Source organism: Flavobacterium sp. CLA17 (assembly GCF_013112255.2).
Classification (GTDB): domain Bacteria; phylum Bacteroidota; class Bacteroidia; order Flavobacteriales; family Flavobacteriaceae; genus Flavobacterium; species Flavobacterium circumlabens.
In genome coordinates, this window is record NZ_CP068294.1 from 987,532 (window position 1) to 1,005,034 (window position 17,503).

18 protein-coding genes are annotated in these 17,503 nt (G+C 33.7%); all 18 read left to right on the forward strand.

All coding sequences use genetic code 11. From position 1 onward, the window contains the following. The first annotated feature begins 37 nt into the window (after nucleotides 1-37). The 18 genes from HAV12_RS04300 to HAV12_RS04385 all read left to right on the forward strand — a co-directional run bounded on the left by HAV12_RS04300 (nucleotide 38) and on the right by HAV12_RS04385 (nucleotide 17,445). A complete protein-coding gene (locus tag HAV12_RS04300; RefSeq protein WP_171568628.1) occupies nucleotides 38-937 on the forward strand; it encodes a glycosyltransferase in 900 nt (299 codons plus the stop codon). Beyond that, a complete protein-coding gene (locus tag HAV12_RS04305; protein ID WP_171568629.1) occupies nucleotides 934-1,926 on the forward strand; it encodes a glycosyltransferase family 2 protein in 993 nt (330 codons plus the stop codon). Before HAV12_RS04300 ends, HAV12_RS04305 begins: the two co-directional genes overlap by 4 nt. Further along, nucleotides 1,923-2,762, forward strand: a complete 840-nt coding sequence (locus HAV12_RS04310; protein ID WP_171568630.1) for a glycosyltransferase — start codon at nucleotides 1,923-1,925, stop codon at nucleotides 2,760-2,762. The genes HAV12_RS04305 and HAV12_RS04310 overlap by 4 nt, the downstream gene beginning before the upstream one ends. Then, nucleotides 2,759-3,682: a glycosyltransferase family 2 protein gene (locus tag HAV12_RS04315; protein WP_171568631.1), complete on the forward strand. Its 924-nt coding sequence runs from the start codon at nucleotides 2,759-2,761 to the stop codon at nucleotides 3,680-3,682. The genes HAV12_RS04310 and HAV12_RS04315 overlap by 4 nt, the downstream gene beginning before the upstream one ends. Before the next feature lie 4 nt (nucleotides 3,683-3,686). Beyond that, the gene (locus tag HAV12_RS04320; RefSeq protein ID WP_171568632.1) at nucleotides 3,687-4,541 is read left to right on the forward strand and encodes a glycosyltransferase family A protein; all 855 of its coding nucleotides are present in this window, start codon (nucleotides 3,687-3,689) and stop codon (nucleotides 4,539-4,541) included. A gap of 5 nt (nucleotides 4,542-4,546) precedes the next feature. Next, nucleotides 4,547-5,398, forward strand: coding sequence for a glycosyltransferase family A protein (locus HAV12_RS04325; protein ID WP_171568633.1), 852 nt, complete (start codon nucleotides 4,547-4,549; stop codon nucleotides 5,396-5,398). Beyond that, on the forward strand, nucleotides 5,395-6,330 hold the full coding sequence (locus tag HAV12_RS04330; RefSeq protein ID WP_171568634.1) for a glycosyltransferase family 2 protein: 936 nt from the start codon (nucleotides 5,395-5,397) through the stop codon (nucleotides 6,328-6,330). Before HAV12_RS04325 ends, HAV12_RS04330 begins: the two co-directional genes overlap by 4 nt. After that, nucleotides 6,327-7,469, forward strand: coding sequence for a glycosyltransferase (locus HAV12_RS04335; RefSeq protein ID WP_171568635.1), 1,143 nt, complete (start codon nucleotides 6,327-6,329; stop codon nucleotides 7,467-7,469). The genes HAV12_RS04330 and HAV12_RS04335 overlap by 4 nt, the downstream gene beginning before the upstream one ends. After that, on the forward strand, nucleotides 7,470-8,504 hold the full coding sequence (locus tag HAV12_RS04340) for a glycosyltransferase family A protein (protein ID WP_171568636.1): 1,035 nt from the start codon (nucleotides 7,470-7,472) through the stop codon (nucleotides 8,502-8,504). Then, a complete protein-coding gene (locus HAV12_RS04345; RefSeq protein ID WP_171568637.1) occupies nucleotides 8,497-9,594 on the forward strand; it encodes a glycosyltransferase family 4 protein in 1,098 nt (365 codons plus the stop codon). Before HAV12_RS04340 ends, HAV12_RS04345 begins: the two co-directional genes overlap by 8 nt. Before the next feature lie 20 nt (nucleotides 9,595-9,614). Then, nucleotides 9,615-10,688 carry an acyltransferase gene (locus tag HAV12_RS04350; protein WP_171568638.1) on the forward strand — a complete coding sequence of 358 codons (1,074 nt, stop codon included), beginning with the start codon at nucleotides 9,615-9,617 and terminating at the stop codon, nucleotides 10,686-10,688. Between the two features lie 13 nt (nucleotides 10,689-10,701). Continuing rightward, nucleotides 10,702-11,370, forward strand: a complete 669-nt coding sequence (locus tag HAV12_RS04355) for a cytidylyltransferase domain-containing protein (protein WP_171568639.1) — start codon at nucleotides 10,702-10,704, stop codon at nucleotides 11,368-11,370. A 17-nt stretch (nucleotides 11,371-11,387) separates the two neighbouring features. After that, entirely contained in the window at nucleotides 11,388-12,428 is a 1,041-nt protein-coding gene (locus tag HAV12_RS04360; RefSeq protein WP_171568640.1) for an N-acetylneuraminate synthase family protein, read from the forward strand. Between the two features lie 12 nt (nucleotides 12,429-12,440). Further along, nucleotides 12,441-13,232, forward strand: coding sequence for a glycosyltransferase family 2 protein (locus tag HAV12_RS04365; RefSeq protein WP_171568641.1), 792 nt, complete (start codon nucleotides 12,441-12,443; stop codon nucleotides 13,230-13,232). After that, nucleotides 13,232-14,353, forward strand: coding sequence for a UDP-N-acetylglucosamine 2-epimerase (gene neuC, locus HAV12_RS04370; protein WP_171568642.1), 1,122 nt, complete (start codon nucleotides 13,232-13,234; stop codon nucleotides 14,351-14,353). The genes HAV12_RS04365 and neuC overlap by 1 nt, the downstream gene beginning before the upstream one ends. A gap of 78 nt (nucleotides 14,354-14,431) precedes the next feature. Next, nucleotides 14,432-15,073 (forward strand): CatB-related O-acetyltransferase, encoded by a 642-nt coding sequence (locus HAV12_RS23020; RefSeq protein WP_171568643.1) that lies wholly within the window; start codon nucleotides 14,432-14,434, stop codon nucleotides 15,071-15,073. A 54-nt stretch (nucleotides 15,074-15,127) separates the two neighbouring features. Beyond that, nucleotides 15,128-16,561 (forward strand): MBOAT family protein, encoded by a 1,434-nt coding sequence (locus tag HAV12_RS04380; protein ID WP_171568644.1) that lies wholly within the window; start codon nucleotides 15,128-15,130, stop codon nucleotides 16,559-16,561. Then, nucleotides 16,561-17,445 carry a hypothetical protein gene (locus HAV12_RS04385; protein WP_171568645.1) on the forward strand — a complete coding sequence of 295 codons (885 nt, stop codon included), beginning with the start codon at nucleotides 16,561-16,563 and terminating at the stop codon, nucleotides 17,443-17,445. Before HAV12_RS04380 ends, HAV12_RS04385 begins: the two co-directional genes overlap by 1 nt. Nucleotides 17,446-17,503: the final 58 nt, after the last annotated feature.

Sequence of the window (17,503 nt, forward strand, 5' to 3'; positions counted from 1 at the left end):
TCCCAAATAGCATAACCCATAATTTAAATAGTAACCAATGTCGAAAAATCTAAAAGTAACGGTATGCATGATTACTTATGGGCATGAGAAATTTATTGAAGAAGCAATAAATGGTGTCCTCATGCAGGAAATTGATTTTGATATTGAATTGCTTATTTCTAATGATGCATCACCCGACAAAACAGATGAAATTGTTAAGTCAGTTATTGAAAATCATCCCAGAGGAAGTTGGATCAGATATATAAAACATGACTCAAATATTGGAATGATGCCCAATTCCCTGTTTATTTTGGAAGCCAGTAAAGGGGAATTTATTGCAGTTTGTGAAGGCGATGATTATTGGACGGATCCCTTAAAACTGCAAAAGCAAGTTGCTTTCTTAGAAGCAAATCCGGAGTATGTAATGTGTTTTCATCGCTGCCAATTCCTTACGCTTGAAAACGGTAAAAATAAATTTGTTGATCAGGAGCTTGAAATGATTGATTATGAATATAATTTATACGGTTTGTTGTATCATTGGAATATTCCTACTGCATCGATTGTATTTAAGAATGTTTTTCTGGAAGAAAACAATGTTTTTCCATATGACTTTTTAAAAGTTCAAAGCGGGGATATTGCACTTGCATCATATCTGTTTCAATTTGGAAAATTCTTTCTTTTTAAGGAAATTATGAGTGTTTACAGGGTTTTTGGTTTAGGAGTCTCTGTGACGCACAAAGATTTAAGAATGATTCATTACAGGGCCAATTTATATTTTAGGATAAATGAATATTATAATTTCAAATATGAAGCGGAAATTTATCAGGCATTACATGATGTAATGAACAGATATGCACCGGTTTTATGTATGGAAAAAAATGCAGTAAATAATTACTCTACAAGAAAATTAATATATATTCTTTACCGTAGGCTGAAAAGGAAAATAACAAAAAGATGAATCCTCTTGTTTCTGTAATTGTACCCAATTTTAACCATGCTAATTTTCTTGAAAGAAGGTTAGAGAGTATATTCAATCAGAGTTACTCCAATATTGAGGTTATTTTATTAGACGATTGCAGCGTTGATAACAGCCGGGAAATTCTTTCTGAATATGCTAAAAATCCTAAAGTAAGTCATTGTGTCTTTAATGAGATAAATTCAGGAAATACATTTATGCAATGGCATAAAGGAATACAATTGGCGAAAGGAGATTTTATCTGGATTGCTGAATCAGATGATAGTTGTAAACACAATTTAATAGAGGAATTAATCAAGCCTTTAATTGAAGATGAAAAAATTGTTTTATCGTATGCACAATCAAATAAAATCAATGAAGTAGATGAAATTACAGGAAGCTGGTTGGATTATACTTTAAATTTGGATAACTCAGCATTCGACAGGAAATTTGTAATGGAAGGTACTGTATTTGTCGGGAAATTTTTAATTCATAAAAATGTTATTCCAAATGCAAGTGCCGTTATTTTTAGATATCAAAAAAATATTTCAGAGTATATTACAGTAGACAAGGAGCTGCGATATTGCGGTGACTGGATTTTTTACTTTAAACTACTCCTCAACAATAAAGTAGCATTCACGCCTGAAAAATTAAATAACTTCCGCTATCACAGTCAAAGTGTAATTGCAAAAGCCCTGAAAGCTGACGATAAAATGAGATTGTTGAACTTAGATATTGTCATGCGATCTAATATGAAGGAATTTTTGCAGCTAAATAAGTCTTCCAATTATTGGAATATTATTGCTGTAAATGCCAAAATTGTTAAAGAAATCAAGTACAATAAAGCATTACTATTCTTTGAAAATAAAGAATATGGTAATTGTTTTAAATATCTTATCATGATTCCGGAGACCTTTATTATGAAAAATAAATATGTAAGAAGATTGAAGAAAAGATTGTTTTTGCATTTAAATCTGAAAAATAAAGAATGATTTCTATTATTGTATGTTCCCGAAAAAATCAAATCGATCCGAAATTTGAAGATAACATCCGCAATACCATCGGGAGTGATTTCGAGCTTGTGATAATTGATAATTCGAATAACAGATATTCAATTTTCGAGGCGTATAATGCAGGCATTCAGAAAAGCAAAGGAGATATATTATGCTTTATTCACGATGATATTTTATTTCACACTGAAAACTGGGGACTGATTTTAGAATCAGAATTTAATAAAAATACTGATTATGCCCTTATTGGAATTGCAGGTTCAAGAGTTAAAACCCAATTTCCAACCGGCTGGTGGGATTGTGAAGACCAATACAAAGCAATTAACATAATTCAGCACGAAAAGGGAAATGTAAGAAGGGAATGTTTTGGATTTGAAAATGAAAATATCACTGAGGCAGTTGTTATTGATGGCGTATTTATGGCTTTAAAAAAGGATTTAAATATTGTATTCGATACCAGATTAGAAGGGTTTCATTGCTACGATTTAAATTTATGCTGCGAGGTAATTGAAAAAAACAAAAAAGTTGGAGTAACCAAAAAGATTCTGATAGAACATTTCTCTATTGGTCAGTTAAATAAAAATTGGTTGCTGTCAGCAATAGTGTTTCATAAAAAACACCGTCAGCAATTAAAACGTAATAATTCGAATAGTGAACAGGAGATCTTTGCCGGCAAAAAATACATAGAGTATTGTCTGCAATTTTTAGGCAAAAAGAAGAGTTTGATCTATTTGTTTACCATTTTGCAATTCAGCTCCTCCATAAAAACGATCTTTACTTTAGAAAAATACTTCTTTAATAAGTTTTTTAACAAATGAAAACAAGTGTAGTAATAGTCACTTTCAACGGTATGAAGTGGATAGAGAATTGTCTCGAATCTATCCTGGGTAATACGGAATTGCCGGAAATTATAATTGTTGATAATTGTAGTTCCGACAATACGGTTGAATTTTTAAAGAGTACATATTTTCAAAAAATTAAACTCCTCGAGTCCAAAGAGAATTTAGGATTTGGGCGGGCAAATAATCTCGGGATAGCAAAAGCGTTTGAATTAAACAGTGATTTTATTTTTTTATTAAATCAGGATACGGTTATCGAAAAAGATACAATCGAAAAGCTTCTGGTGATTTCATTAAAAAATCCTGACTATGGAATAATAAGCCCCATTCATTCCAACGGAGACAATTCTTCATTAGACTTAAGTTTTCTGTATTACATTAACCAGCAATGTTCAGCTCTGATTTCTGATTTTGTTTTGGATAAAAAAAGGAAGGAGCTTTATCCGTTAGAAATGATAAATGCAGCAGCTTGGTTCTTACCAGTAAAAACTTTCGAAATTGTGGGTGGATTTGATCCTTTGTTTTTCCTGTACGGGGAAGATGATAATTTTTGCCAGAGAGTATTGTATCATAATTTAAAAATTGGAATCACACCTGCAACGATTATAAAACACGACAGCGGTAATAATTTTAAAGTTGATTTTCCAAAAGGCTCCAAAAATTATTACAATAAATTTTTAAACAGAATTAAAGTTAAATTTGCGAATGTAAATTCGGAAGACTTTAGAAAAATTAATACCCTGAAAAGACATTTTCTGAAAGAAGCATTCATAAGTTTGTTAAAGCTTAAATTTTATGAATTTACAATCCATAAAACCAAGTATAAACTGATAGATAAAAAAAGTTTAGAGGCGAGTGTTTTAAAGAACAGGCAAACAGGAAAGAAATATTTAGTATAGCGATATGGAATCAAATATAAATAGTTTAGTATCTGTAATTATTCCATGTTACAATGATCATGTATACATTCAGGAAGCAATTGATTCTGTTAATAATCAGACGTATCAAAATATTGAGATTGTTATTATTGACGATGGATCACGCAGAGAAACAAAAGAATTTCTTAAAAAGATACAACAGGAAAATTTAACTATTTTATATCAGGAAAATGCCGGCCCGAGTTCTGCAAGAAACAACGGAATAAGGCATGCTAAAGGAGATTTCATTCTCACACTGGATGCCGATGATTACTTTGATGCTACTTTTGTAGAAAAAGCGATGTTCGTTTTTAATCAGGAATCGAATGTGGGATTAGTTACTTGTAATGGCTATATATTTAATGAAAATGGAGTTGTAGATGAGATTATTTCAGAAGAAGGAGACGCAGGCCACTTTCTTTTTAATAATAGCGCCATTGGAAATTCTTTATTCAGAAAAAAATGCTGGGCTGCTATTGGAGGATTTGATGAAAATATGAAGAAAGGCTATGAAGATTGGGACTTTCATATTAGTCTGATCAAAGCGAACTGGAAAATAAAAGTGATAAAAGAATACCTTTTTCATTACAGAGACAAACCCAATTCGAGAAATTCCCAGGCCGATAAATTTCATAAATATGATTTGTGGAAATATATTTATATCAAACATAAAGACGTACTGGTTGACAATCAGGAGTTAATGATAAATACTGTTTTTTCGCAAATGGAAATTTTAGAAATGAATTGTCATAATCTTCGTGGATCAATGGACTACAAAATAGGAAATAAGATATTAAAGCCTTTTCGTTTTATAAAAGGTCTTGGATTTAAAAGAAAATAGAAAAAATGGAAAATTATAAACTGGTTTCGATTGTTATTCCTTGTTATAATGACAAAGCCTATATTGAAGAAAGCGTCAATTCGGCTTTAAACCAATCTTATGAGAATACTGAAGTCATAATTGTTGATGACGGATCCGATGAAGCAACCAAAAAGATTCTTTCCGGATTTAATCATGCCAAAATAAAACTGATCACCCAGGAAAATAAAGGTTTAAGCGCTGCAAGAAATGCAGGCATTGCAAATGCTCAGGGGGATTATATTTTAACCTTAGACGCAGATGATTTTTTTGAAGATTCTTTTTTAGAAAAAGCCGTTCCAGTTTTAGAATCAGATCGTTCTGTTGGTGTTGTGAGTTGTTTTACGCAATGTTTTGTCGATAAAAACAGGATCATATTTAAATACCGTCCAAAAGGCGGATCTATCGGTGATTTTTTGTACGGTAACAGTGCCATTGGAAATTCGCTTTTTAGAAAACAATGCTGGCTTGATGCAGGCGGATATGACGAAAAAATGAGAAAGGGATATGAAGATTGGGAATTTTGGATTTCGGTAACCAAACGAAACTGGAGAATATACATCATAGAGGAATTCCTTTTTAATTACAGAAAGAAAGAAAATTCAATGCTGCAAATTACAAATCTCCTGCATGAAGAGGAGAACTACCAATACGTACTCAATAAACACAAAGAACTGTATATAGAGGATTTTGATCAGACGATAGCGTTTTTGCAGAAAAGGACTTTGAAGTATAAAACAAACGAAATTAAAAGACTGAATTCTATTGATTACAAATTAGGAAACAGCATTCTGAAACCTTTTCGATTCCTAAAAAAAATCTTCAAAAGTAACAGATGAGTAAGCCTTCACTGTCTTTAATAATTCCGGTATTTAACAGATCTCATCTGATTGAAGAAACACTGAATAGTATTTTGTCCCAAAGTTTTACCGATTGGGAATGCATTATAGTTGATGATCATAGTACAGATGCTACCTGGGAAACCATTTCAGCATTTATAAAGAAGGATGACCGTTTTAAACTTTATCGGCGTCCGGAAAATTTAGTAAAAGGAGCAAACTCCTGCAGAAACTTTGGATTTCTGAAAAGTAAAGGCGATTTTGTAAATTGGTTTGATAGTGATGATATTTATTTACCAAATGCTTTTGAAGAATTTAGCAGGCATTTTAATCCTGATCTGGATGCTGTAATCTATAAATTGAATTTTGTAGCATTAGAAACAGGCAATTTTCTAAAACAAAATAAAATCCAGTCCGACACTACTATTGAAGATTATTTAGTAGGTAACATAGCATTTTATGTTTCAGGGCCCGTTTGGAACAGAAATTTTTTGTTGAATCAGGAAATGCTTTTTGATCCGGAAATCAAAAACCTCGATGACTGGGATTTTAATTTGAGAATGCTTTATGCGGATCCCAAGTTGACCTATATGGATTCCTCTTATGTTTTATACAGAATCCATGCGGAGTCATTATCTCACGAATTAGCAAAATTAAACTATGAAGAAATACTTTCAGAGTTTAATGCAAGAGAGAAGCATTTGAAATTAATAAAGAATAGGAAACAATATAACAGATTAAAACTCTTTATAAAAGAAAGGCATCACTATTTTTACAAGATTGCAATGATTGATAATAATAAAAAAAAATACTATTTTTTTAAGGAACTGCAACTAAAACAAATTGAGCTTTTGGATCTTAAGGCGGTCATCAGCACCACTTTTGGATTCATTCTATATATTGTGTTTAAAAAAGGCTATAAATTTTTATGAGAATTCTTTTTATCTCCATGCCGTCCATCCATGTCATTCGCTGGATTGAAAATCTAAAAGATACTTCTTTTGAGTTGTATTGGTATGATATATTGGGAAGAGGGAAATTGGAAACTTTAGAAACGGTGCGGCAATTGTTGGAAACCTCAAAAAGAAAAATTCCCCATATCAAAGGAGAATATTTTCTTTCTAAACACTCACCAGGATTTTATTCGCTCATCCATCCTTTTCTTGAGGTTACTGAAAATGAGGTTCTTGAAAGAATTATTAAAGAAATTAACCCTGACATAATTCATAGTTTTGAGATGCAGTCCTGTTCTTATCCAATAGTAAAAACGATGAATAAGTTTCCCGAAATCAAATGGATCTATTCCTGCTGGGGAAATGACTTATTTTACTTTAAAAATAATAAGGACCACCTTATAAAAATCAGGAATGCACTTGCAAGAATAAACTTCATACACACAGATTGTCTGAGAGATTATCAGATCGCAAAAGAATTAGGGTTTAAGGGCCAGCATCTCGGCGTAATTCCGGGAGGAACCGGCTACAAATTAGAAGAATTGGATTTTCTTAAATTGCCTTTTTCAGAAAGAAAAATAATCCTTGTAAAAGGGTACCAGCATAAATTCGGCAGAGCGCTTAATGTTGTAAAAGCACTACAGAAAAATCTCTCCCTGCTGCAAGATCATGAGATCGTTATTTTTGGAGCACATGCACAAATCAAAGCGTATGTCGAGCAAAATAAACTTCCCTTTCGAATATTTGACAGGGATGAATTATCGCAAAATCAGGTAATGAAATTAATGGGAGAATCTCTCTTATACATTGGAAACAATATCTCAGACGGTATGGCAAACACCATGCTTGAAGCAATTGTTATGGGAGCCTTTCCAATTCAGTCTAACCCGGGTAATGTTTCGGCAGAAATTATTACACATGGAAGTAATGGTTTATTAATACAGGATCCCGAAAACATTGATGCAATTGCGGAGCTGATTATTCAGGCAATTGAAAATAAAGCAATGCTGGAAAATGCGAATAAACTAAATGACAAGATTGCCATTGAAAAATTAGACTATCACGTTAATCAGCGAAAAGTAATAGCTTTATACCAAAATCTTGAAATAAAATCCTAAATGCGAATAGGCTTTAACCCCAATAAAGACAAACCTCAGGAGCCGAATGATTTTTTTCATCAGGTTGTAATTCCTGTGTATATACCTGATTACGAAGGTTATTTTAAAGATAGTTTTAAGATTTTGCAGTATTGCCTGGAATCTTTACAGAAGACAGTTCATCAAAAAACATATCTTACAGTTGTAAATAACGGCAGTAATAAGGATGTTACTGAATATTTAAATGGTCTTCAAAAAACAGGAAAAATACAGGAAGTCATAAATGCTACCAATATCGGAAAACTAAATGCCGTGCTGAAAGGTATTTCGGGGCATGATTTTACATTTGTAACGGTTGCAGATTGTGATGTACTCTTTTTAAAAGACTGGCAAAAAGAAACGTACACTGTTTTTGAGAATTTTCCAAAAACAGGCGCAGTTTGCCCGACACCCTCTTCAAGATCCCTCAAAAGTTATACATTTAATATCTGGTTTGAACTTCTCTTTTCAAAATCACTTCGTTTTACAAAAGTTAAAAACCCTGAGGCGTTAAGAAATTTCGCAGCCAGTGTTGGAAAACCGAATATGTACAGTAGTGTGCATCTCGAAAAATATCTTACCGTTATTAATGGTAATTTTAAAGCTGTTCCGGGAGCAGGCCATTTTTTGACAACCTACAGAAAAGAAGTTTTCGAAAATATTGATACCAAATACTCTCCTTTTATGCTTGGTGGTGACAGCGAAGCAAAATTACTCGATTTTCCGGTGGTTCAAAAAGGAATGTGGAGACTTTCAACCGCGGATAATTTTGCGTACCATTTAGGAAATGTAGAGGAGAAATGGATGCAGAAAGCCTTAGAGGAAATACAGCCCAATGATTTCTATCCAAATGAACCTATTGTTTTGCGAAAAGTCAAATCATCAAAAATGGCATTTTTATTACAATATAAAGTGTTCTCAAGAATCATTACACAAAAAAAAATATGGTATTATTGCCTTAAACTAAAAGGCCTTTCCAAAGAAGAAGTGCTGCAATATACTCAGAAATATGAATAATGCTATAAAAGTAATCCTGATTTCCCAATCACCTCTTCCTTTTGCAAAAATTGGAAGCTGGACGACCCTTTATAAAAATTATTTAGAGCACAATCACAAAATCGATTGTATTGTCTGTCCTGAACCGGAGCATTTATTTGAAGGAATACAGTACAGTTTTACACAACTTACGTTTTGGCACAAATTGCAGCGTAAGTTTCTGAAGCGTAAAAATCCGGAATATTTTCAGGCTCTTGATAAAATAATTGTTCCCGGTCAAAAATACATTATCCAGATTGTTGACAATTATGGAATGGTTAAAGCCTTAAATAAATATCTTATTGCGAAAGGAATCGATAAACAATGTTACATTCAGTTCTTTTACCATGGTTTTGCACCATTTGTAAAATCAGGATCAGGCCATGATTTTTATGAAATCATTGACGAAATCATTGTACTTACAAAAGCGAGTTATGAAGCGCATAAAAAAAGCATTAATATACTGCCGGGCCATTTTTCGGTTTTAAATAACGGCATTGACACAAAGAGATTTAAGAAAGTTTCCGAAACCGAAAAAACCAAACTAAAAGAACAATTAGGTTTTGGAGATAAGAAAGTCTTTATCTGGTGTTCACAAGATCGTCCGAAAAAAGGGCTGCATTTAATTTTAGAACTTTGGCAAAAAAAATATTCGCTCGAAAATAATATCCAATTAGTAGTCATTGGTTGTGATCCAAGGCCCAAAATGGAGGGAGTGGTTTTTTTGGGTAAAATTCCAAATGATGAACTCCCAAAATATTATCAGGCCTCAGATTGCTATCTTTTCCCCACTTTATGCCAGGAAGGCTTCGGGCTTAGTCTCATAGAAGCTTTACATTGCGGAAATTATTGTATTGCATCTGCCATGGGCGGTGTTCCCGAAGTTTTACAGCATGGAAAACTCGGGAAATTAATCGAAAATCCGCATTTTATTGCTGAATGGGAAACAGCAATAGATGAGTTTTTAGGGGGGAGTACCAAACTTCCTGAAGTTCCGGATGAATTGTACGCTATGGAGGACTGGAACATAAAAATGAATCAGATTATTAATCAGGCAAAATCCAGATTTTAGCAGACAATCCAATTGAATTTATGAGAATAGAGCAGTTAACCTTTACCAGATTTCTTGCAGCAGTTTCGGTTGTTGTTTTTCATTATGGTGGAAAAAGTCTTCCTTTCAAAAATGACAGTATTGCTTTTATATTTCGTAACTCCGACGTCTGTGTCAGTTACTTTTTTATTTTATCCGGTTTTGTAATGATCATAGCCTACGGAAATAAAACCATTATTTCAGCCGGAGATTATTTGCGAAACAGAATGGCCAGAATCTATCCGGTCTATTTTTTGGCAATACTGATGATGCTTTTACTGCAATTCAGAGAAAAAAACATCGATTATTCGGGTTTATTTTTGAATATTTTCATGATTCAGGCCTGGGTTCCGGGTAAAGTGCTTTCCCTTAATCCGCCGGGATGGTCTTTGTCTGTTGAATTATTGTTTTACGCCATCTTTCCTTTTGCATTCAATACAATCTTTAAAAAAGTAACCTTAAGGCAAATTGCTGTATATATCATTTTGTTTTGGGTTTTGACTCAGGTCATTTTTCAGCTGTTCTTTTTTCTTTACGATGAAAATCAGTTTCCTACGATTAAGGATATTTTGAAATACAATCCGTTAATGCATCTCAATGAGTTTCTTGTCGGAAACCTTGCCGGACTTTTTTTTATAAAGAGTCTGAAAGAGAAAAAAGGGAATTATGATTTTATCATTCTGATCCTGGCAGCTTTGTTGATTTTGGCATTAAAATTTCCGTTCGGTTTAAATTTTCATGACGGATTGCTAAGTGTACTCTTTATTCCCCTGATCTTTTTTATCTCCTTAAATGATGGCATGATAACGCAATTATTCAGGAACAGAATATTTGTATTTTTAGGTGAAATAAGCTTTGGAATTTACATTTTGCAGCATCCTGTTTATTCCTTAATAAGTGCCTACAGTGTTAATAAATACCTGCATTTAAATGATCCTACAATTGTCTTTTTTATCAGACTTTTGATCCTGATTGTCTTTTCGGCAGTAGTTTATATTTGTATGGAAAAACCAATTTTGGAGAAAGTGAAGGGAAAGAAAAAACCGCTGACACTTTCTGAAAATCCAGTTGGATAAAAATAGATAAATAATGAAAACGATAGCTATCATACCGGCTCGCGGAGGTTCCAAAAGAATTCCGGATAAAAATATTCAGCTTTTTGGAACACTGCCTTTATTGGCACATTCTATTTTATATGCGAAGCAGAATAGCACTGTAATTGATGAGGTGTATGTGTCAACAGATAGTGAAGAAATAAAAAAAACAGCACTGCAGTTTGGAGCGAAAGTCATTGACAGGCCAGCTGCTATTTCGGGTGATTTAGAGCCTACTGTTTCGGCATTACGACATGCCTTAGAATCTCTTGAAGGTAATAATGTGGAAAACATAATTTTACTTCAGGCTACAAATCCGTTACGGCCACAGAATTTGTTAGTCGAAGCTTTTGAAGTATATCAGCAGGAAAACCTGGACAGTTTATTTACAGTGACCCGAAATCATCAGAAATTCGGAAAAATAGCAGTCAATAAATTTATTCCGTTTAATTATGCCATTGGCCAGCGAAGCCAGGATTTAGAGCCTCTTTTCTTTGAAAACGGATTAATATACATCACAAAAGCATCATTGATTCGGAATGATATTATTATTTCAGAAAATGCATTTCCGTTCGAAGTAAATCATATTTTTGCAAAAGTTGATATTGATACCCCGGAAGATCTGGAGTATGCGGAGTATCTGTTTCAAAAACAATTACAATAAAAAAATACCATTCTTTTATGAACCCATTTATAGAAATTGCCGGTAGAAAAATCGGACTCGATTTTCCACCCTTAGTTATTGCCGAAATAGGAATTAATCACGAAGGTTCTCTTGTAGTGGCCAAAGAAATGGTTGATGCAGCACACAGAGCAGGCGTTGAAGTTGTAAAACATCAGACGCACATTGTGGAAGACGAAATGAGCGGTGCCGCAAAAAAAGTAATTCCCGGTAATGCAGATGTTTCTATTTATGAAATCATGGAGCGTTGTTCTCTTAATGAAGCTGAAGAATTAGAACTTAAAGAGTATGTTGAAAGTAAAGGAATGATCTTTATTTCGACCCCATTTTCACGCGCAGCAGCAGAAAGATTAAAGAAATTTGACATACCCGCTTATAAAATTGGTTCCGGAGAATGTAACAATTACCCTTTATTAGAACATATTGCTTCTTTTGGCAAACCTGTAATTTTAAGTACCGGTATGAATACCATAGAAAGTATTCAGAAAGCAGTAGCGATTTTCGATAAGCATCATATTCCTGTCGCTTTACTGCACACGACCAACCTATATCCAACGCCAATACATTTGGTTCGTTTTGGTGCCATGACAGAATTACACGAGGCTTTTCCCGATAAAGTATTCGGATTGAGTGATCATACCTTAAATAATAATGCCTGTTTGGGAGCTGTTGCCCTTGGTGCCAGTGTTTTAGAACGACATTTTACAGATCATATGCAGCGAACCGGTCCGGATATTATTTGCAGTATGGATGAAAAAGCTTGTGACGAATTAATTATCTCCAGTGCAGAAATGGCCTTAATGCGTGGCGGAACAAAAAAACCGGCATTAGAAGAACAAGTTACAATTGATTTTGCTTTTGCAACCGTTTGTGCCATATCATCCATTAAAAAAGGAGAAAAATTGTCTAAAGAAAATATTTGGGTAAAACGTCCGGGAACCGGCAAAATCCTGGCAGAACATTTCAATGATCTAATTGGAAAAGTGGCGACAAGAGCTATAGAAAATGATGAGCAATTGGATTTTAGTGATTTTCAATAATATAATTGTATTATGATATCTATCGTTATTAGAAATAAAAATGAAGCCAGAGCTTTAGAAAATATTTTATCAATAATCACAAATGTTTATGCAGGAGATTATGATGAAATTATTATAGTTGATAATAACTCGACTGATGATAGCGTGCAGATTGCCTCAAGATATAAATGCAGAGTAGTGACCATACAGGATTTTAGCTATGGACGGGCGACAAATGTTGGTATTGAAGCTGCGGTGTCAAAATATGTTTTACTTCTCAGTTCTCATGCGATTCCAATAGGCAAGAGTTTTTTTAAAAATACATTTAATGCCCTAGAGAGTAACGAAAATGTTGCCGGAATCAGATATATAAATAGTATTGAAAATTACAAAAGAGCTGTTGAAAATAATTTTAAGATAGTTGAACCTTTAAAATATGGTTTAATGACCGGTTGTGCTTTAGTGAGCAGAGAGGCATGGATGCAGTTCAAATTTGATGAAGAACTGCTATTTAGCGAGGATAAAGAATGGTCAGAAAGAGTGGTCAACAATGGATTTCAACTTTTAGATTTGAATGAGACTTTTTTTTATTTTATAAAAAGAACTGAAAAATCAAATGTTTTAAGATATAAAAATGAAACAATTTCAGAATACCTTTTGCATAAAAAAAAGTTTCCCGGCGTCATTACAATTATACTTTCATTTATAAAAAAAGTAATCATTACAAACACCAAAAGATATTGGAGGTTGGTAATCTATGATTTTCTAATTTTGAAAGCCAAATTTGAAATCCGAAAAAAGTTAAAAAAGAAAGCCTCCAATTAATGAAAAAAATTCTTTTCCTAACCGGAACACGTGCTGATTTTGGTAAAATAAAATCATTGATTTCAATTCTGGAAAAACAACCGGATTTTGAAGTCTTTGTATTTGTAACCGGAATGCATCTGCAGGAAATTTATGGGTATACGTTGATAGAAATTGAGCGATGTAATTTTAAAAACGTCTTTACTTTCGAAAATCACACGCACGAAACAACAATGGATTTAACTCTGGCGAAAACCATCGAAGGTTTATCAGGTTATTGTAAAACCATCGATCCGGATATGATTGTGGTACATGGTGATCGGGTTGAAACACTCGCAGGCGCTATTGTTGGCTCTCTGAATAATATCCTGGTGGCTCATATTGAAGGGGGAGAAGTTTCAGGTACCGTTGATGAATTAATCCGTCACAGCGTTAGCAAATTAAGCCACATTCATTTTGTGTCGAATAAGGAAGCTAAGAAAAGGCTCGTTCAGATGGGAGAAATAAAAGAATCTGTTTTTACAATTGGTTCACCTGATATAGATATTATGTTTTCGGATAAACTTCCTGATTTGGAAACGGCAAAAAAATATTATCAGGTTCCCTTTGAAGAATTTGCTATCGTAATGTTTCATCCCGTGACGACAGAATTTCAAAGCATGGAGAAATACACGGCAGATTTTGTCGATTGTTTGCTGCAGGACCATCATAATTATCTGGTTATTTTTCCAAACAATGATTTAGGAAGCCAGTTCATTCTGGACTCTTACAACAGATTAAAACAAAATACCAGATTCAGGATTTTTCCATCACTTCGTTTTGAATATTTTCTGACCTTACTAAAAAATAGTCAGTTTATTATCGGTAACAGCAGCGCCGGAATTCGCGAAGCTCCGTATTATGGCATTCCGATCATTAATATCGGAACCCGTCAGCAAAACAGAGCCGTTCATGCCGATATTATCAATACCCATTATTCTCAGGAAAGTATAAAAGAAGCCCTTTCTGTTATAGACGCACACAAAGTTCAGGTGGCAACCAATGATTTTGGACAGGGAAATAGCAGTGAATTATTTTTGGATTCCCTAAAGAAAAGCGATATTTGGCAGCTGAATCACCAAAAGCAGTTTAAGGATTTTTAATGAAAAACAACAACACTTTTATGGTATCAGTTACTGTTATTGTCTTTCATTTAAATGAATAAGTAAACGAAAAGTAAAATGAAACAGTTTTTGCGAAAAATAGCGTGGGTATTTCTGGGAAAAGGATATCTGGACTTTTTAAGAGGTCAAAACAAAACCTATTTGCATCAGGCCAAAAATGTAAAGATTGGCTATAAAACCTATCATAACGGTGCATTTGTCTGGCAGTGGCATCAAAACTCACAATTAGAAATCGGGAAATACTGTTCTATAGCAAACGATGTTCATTTTATATTAGATTCAGGGCATCATATGCTAAGTGAGGTCACAAGCTATCCTCATTTTAATCATCTTGTTAACAAAGATTTGCCTATTGGTAACCAAACTCAGTCTGATTTTAATAGAAATATACAAACAGAGGAAAGTAAAACCATAATTGGCAGTGACGTTTGGATTGGAATGAATGCCATAATTTTGCCCAATGTAAAAATTGGTGACGGCGCTACCATTTTAGCAGGTACAGTGGTAACAAAAGATGTTCCGGATTATGCAGTTCTCGGAGGCATTCCGGGAGCAATTGTAAAAATGAAATATGATCTGGATACCATCGACAAAATGAAAAAAATAGAATGGTGGAACTGGAGCCCGCAAAAAGTCGAAGAAAATGTGGGAGATTTTTATATCCCAATTCATGATTTCATTATCAAATGGCAGAAATAATCCAATTGTAGCAATAAATAAATTGCAGTTGTACTATAATAATTAATTTAATTTATGTTTTTTAACTCCTTAGCGTTTGCTGTTTTTTTACCAATTGTTTTTTTTCTGTATTGGTTTGTCTTCAATAAAACCAAAAGCACACAAAATGCCTTACTGATTGTTGCGAGTTATTATTTCTATTCCTGCTGGGACTGGAGATTTTTATTTCTATTGGTTTTTTCTACTTTTCTGGATTATTACACCGGTATTCAAATCGAAAAAGGGAAGTCCGAAAAAAGCCGGAAATTTTGGTTTTGGCTCAGTATTATAATCAATTTAGGGTTTCTGGGAATATTTAAATATTATAATTTTTTTGCCGCATCTTTTTCAGAATTATTGGGCTCTGCGGGAATTAAGGCAAGTCCGATTTTATTGAACGTGATTCTTCCGGTTGGAATTTCATTTTATACTTTCCACGGATTATCCTATGTTATTGACATCTATTACAAGCGAATAAAAGCCGAATATAACTTTGTAGATTATTCGCTCTTTGTCAGCTATTTTCCGCTTTTAGTGGCAGGTCCGATAGAAAGAGCAACGCACTTATTGCCACAGGTAAAAGTAAAGCGAGAGTTTAGTTTTCAACTGGCAAAAGAAGGAATTTATCAAATCATTTGGGGATTGGTTAAGAAAGTAGTTATTGCAGATACTTGTGCCACCTACGCAAATGCTATTTTTGATCATTATACTTCCATGAATAGTTTCTCCCTTATTTTGGGAGCCATATATTTTGCATTTCAAATTTACGGAGACTTTTCAGGGTATTCAGATATTGCATTAGGGGTTTCAAAATTGTTTGGTTTAGACCTGTTGCGAAATTTCAATTACCCGTATTTTTCGAGGGATATCGCCGAGTTCTGGCGTCGTTGGCATATTTCGTTATCGTCGTGGTTTCGGGATTATTTATATATTCCGCTGGGGGGCAGTAAAGGCGGTCTCTGGATGAAAATCAGAAATACGTTTATCATTTTTGTGGTCAGCGGATTCTGGCACGGAGCCAACTGGACCTATGTGGTCTGGGGATTTATAAATGCAGTTTATTTCCTGCCTTTACTTTTATCCAACAGCAACAGAAATAATATGGATGCCATCCAGCTGAGATTTAATTTCGATTCGGTAAAAGTAGTACTGAGTATTCTCTATACTTTTTTCCTGACCTGTATCGCCTGGGTATTTTTCAGGGCCAAATCGATAACAGATGCAGTTTTGTATTTAAAACGTATTATTACCAACAGGGATTTTGGTTTTCAATATTTAGACAATGAACGCTACAGTTATGAATTGCTGCTAATAATTGGTTTATTTGTTTTGGTTGAATGGAATAACAGAAATAAAATCGAACCGCTTTCAGGAAAAAGAAGCATGCTCAGAATGGCCCTGGCTATAGCAGCAATATTGGCTTTCGGAACTTATTCAGATTATAAAGAATTTATATATTTTCAGTTTTAATGAAGAAATTTTTAATTTATACGGTCATAATTTTAGTCATAACAGTTTTTGTAGCCGTTATACTGGACGGATTGTATACAGTCGTTTTTATGCAATCTAAAAACCGCGGAAAGGTCGAGACAGTTGTCAATTCAAAAGCTAAAAAATATGACGTGGTAATTCTGGGCTCGTCCCGTGCCAACAACCATTTTGTAGCACAAATGTTCGAGGATAAAGGATTAAAAGCTTTTAATTACGGAATGAGCGGCGGCCATTTATTTGAAGCCTCACTGATGCTTAAATTAATGCTTGAAAGGAAATATGAGATTAAAAATGTAATTTTAGAAGCCGACTTAAACCTTTCTGGTGAAAAGCAGGCAGAAGGAATCTCAGCCCTGTTTTTGCCTTATATCCATAATTCTGAAACGATCAGAAAACACTTTGAAAACGAAGAGGATTTCAACGAGTTGTATTATATTCCGTTTTACAGATATATTAAGTATGATGGGAAAATTGGATTTAGGGAAGTTTTTTTTACAACAATTCATAAAAAGACCTCAATGCTAGATAATTTAGGATATTACCCGCTTTTAAAAACGAAAGGGGCAAATATGAAAAATAATATTGTAAACCTGAATCCGCTTCCGCACAATAAATACTATGAAGAAATTAAAAATATCTGCAAAGCCAATAATATTAATTTTATAGCCGTAATGACACCAATGTGTGAGAATGTGAAAGGAATGAATTACTTTGACAAAGTAAAAAAGGCATATCCTGAAATTCTTAATTATGAAAATGTGGTGGTCGAAGATAAATATTTTTCATCCTGCGGGCATATGAACGATACCGGAGCGAAACTTTTTACAGCGAGAATTATAAATGACTTTTTTGTCAAAAAATAACCAAATCCGGTTATTAGGAATTATAAGTCAATGATGGAATTTGTATTATTTTTTTATT

What these genes read in the sequence shown, in the direction of transcription:
- HAV12_RS04360 (WP_171568640.1), top strand. Translation starts at nt 11,388, where the DNA reads ATGAACCCATTTATAGAAATTGCCGGTAGAAAAATCGGACTCGATTTT.
- HAV12_RS04365 (WP_171568641.1), top strand. Translation starts at nt 12,441, where the DNA reads ATGATATCTATCGTTATTAGAAATAAAAATGAAGCCAGAGCTTTAGAA.
- HAV12_RS23020 (WP_171568643.1), top strand. Translation starts at nt 14,432, where the DNA reads ATGAAACAGTTTTTGCGAAAAATAGCGTGGGTATTTCTGGGAAAAGGA.
- HAV12_RS04320 (WP_171568632.1), top strand. Translation starts at nt 3,687, where the DNA reads ATGGAATCAAATATAAATAGTTTAGTATCTGTAATTATTCCATGTTAC.
- HAV12_RS04300 (WP_171568628.1), top strand. Translation starts at nt 38, where the DNA reads ATGTCGAAAAATCTAAAAGTAACGGTATGCATGATTACTTATGGGCAT.
- HAV12_RS04340 (WP_171568636.1), top strand. Translation starts at nt 7,470, where the DNA reads ATGCGAATAGGCTTTAACCCCAATAAAGACAAACCTCAGGAGCCGAAT.
- HAV12_RS04335 (WP_171568635.1), top strand. Translation starts at nt 6,327, where the DNA reads ATGAGAATTCTTTTTATCTCCATGCCGTCCATCCATGTCATTCGCTGG.
- HAV12_RS04380 (WP_171568644.1), top strand. Translation starts at nt 15,128, where the DNA reads ATGTTTTTTAACTCCTTAGCGTTTGCTGTTTTTTTACCAATTGTTTTT.
- HAV12_RS04355 (WP_171568639.1), top strand. Translation starts at nt 10,702, where the DNA reads ATGAAAACGATAGCTATCATACCGGCTCGCGGAGGTTCCAAAAGAATT.
- HAV12_RS04330 (WP_171568634.1), top strand. Translation starts at nt 5,395, where the DNA reads ATGAGTAAGCCTTCACTGTCTTTAATAATTCCGGTATTTAACAGATCT.
- HAV12_RS04325 (WP_171568633.1), top strand. Translation starts at nt 4,547, where the DNA reads ATGGAAAATTATAAACTGGTTTCGATTGTTATTCCTTGTTATAATGAC.
- HAV12_RS04305 (WP_171568629.1), top strand. Translation starts at nt 934, where the DNA reads ATGAATCCTCTTGTTTCTGTAATTGTACCCAATTTTAACCATGCTAAT.
- HAV12_RS04315 (WP_171568631.1), top strand. Translation starts at nt 2,759, where the DNA reads ATGAAAACAAGTGTAGTAATAGTCACTTTCAACGGTATGAAGTGGATA.
- HAV12_RS04385 (WP_171568645.1), top strand. Translation starts at nt 16,561, where the DNA reads ATGAAGAAATTTTTAATTTATACGGTCATAATTTTAGTCATAACAGTT.
- HAV12_RS04350 (WP_171568638.1), top strand. Translation starts at nt 9,615, where the DNA reads ATGAGAATAGAGCAGTTAACCTTTACCAGATTTCTTGCAGCAGTTTCG.
- HAV12_RS04345 (WP_171568637.1), top strand. Translation starts at nt 8,497, where the DNA reads ATGAATAATGCTATAAAAGTAATCCTGATTTCCCAATCACCTCTTCCT.
- neuC (WP_171568642.1), top strand. Translation starts at nt 13,232, where the DNA reads ATGAAAAAAATTCTTTTCCTAACCGGAACACGTGCTGATTTTGGTAAA.
- HAV12_RS04310 (WP_171568630.1), top strand. Translation starts at nt 1,923, where the DNA reads ATGATTTCTATTATTGTATGTTCCCGAAAAAATCAAATCGATCCGAAA.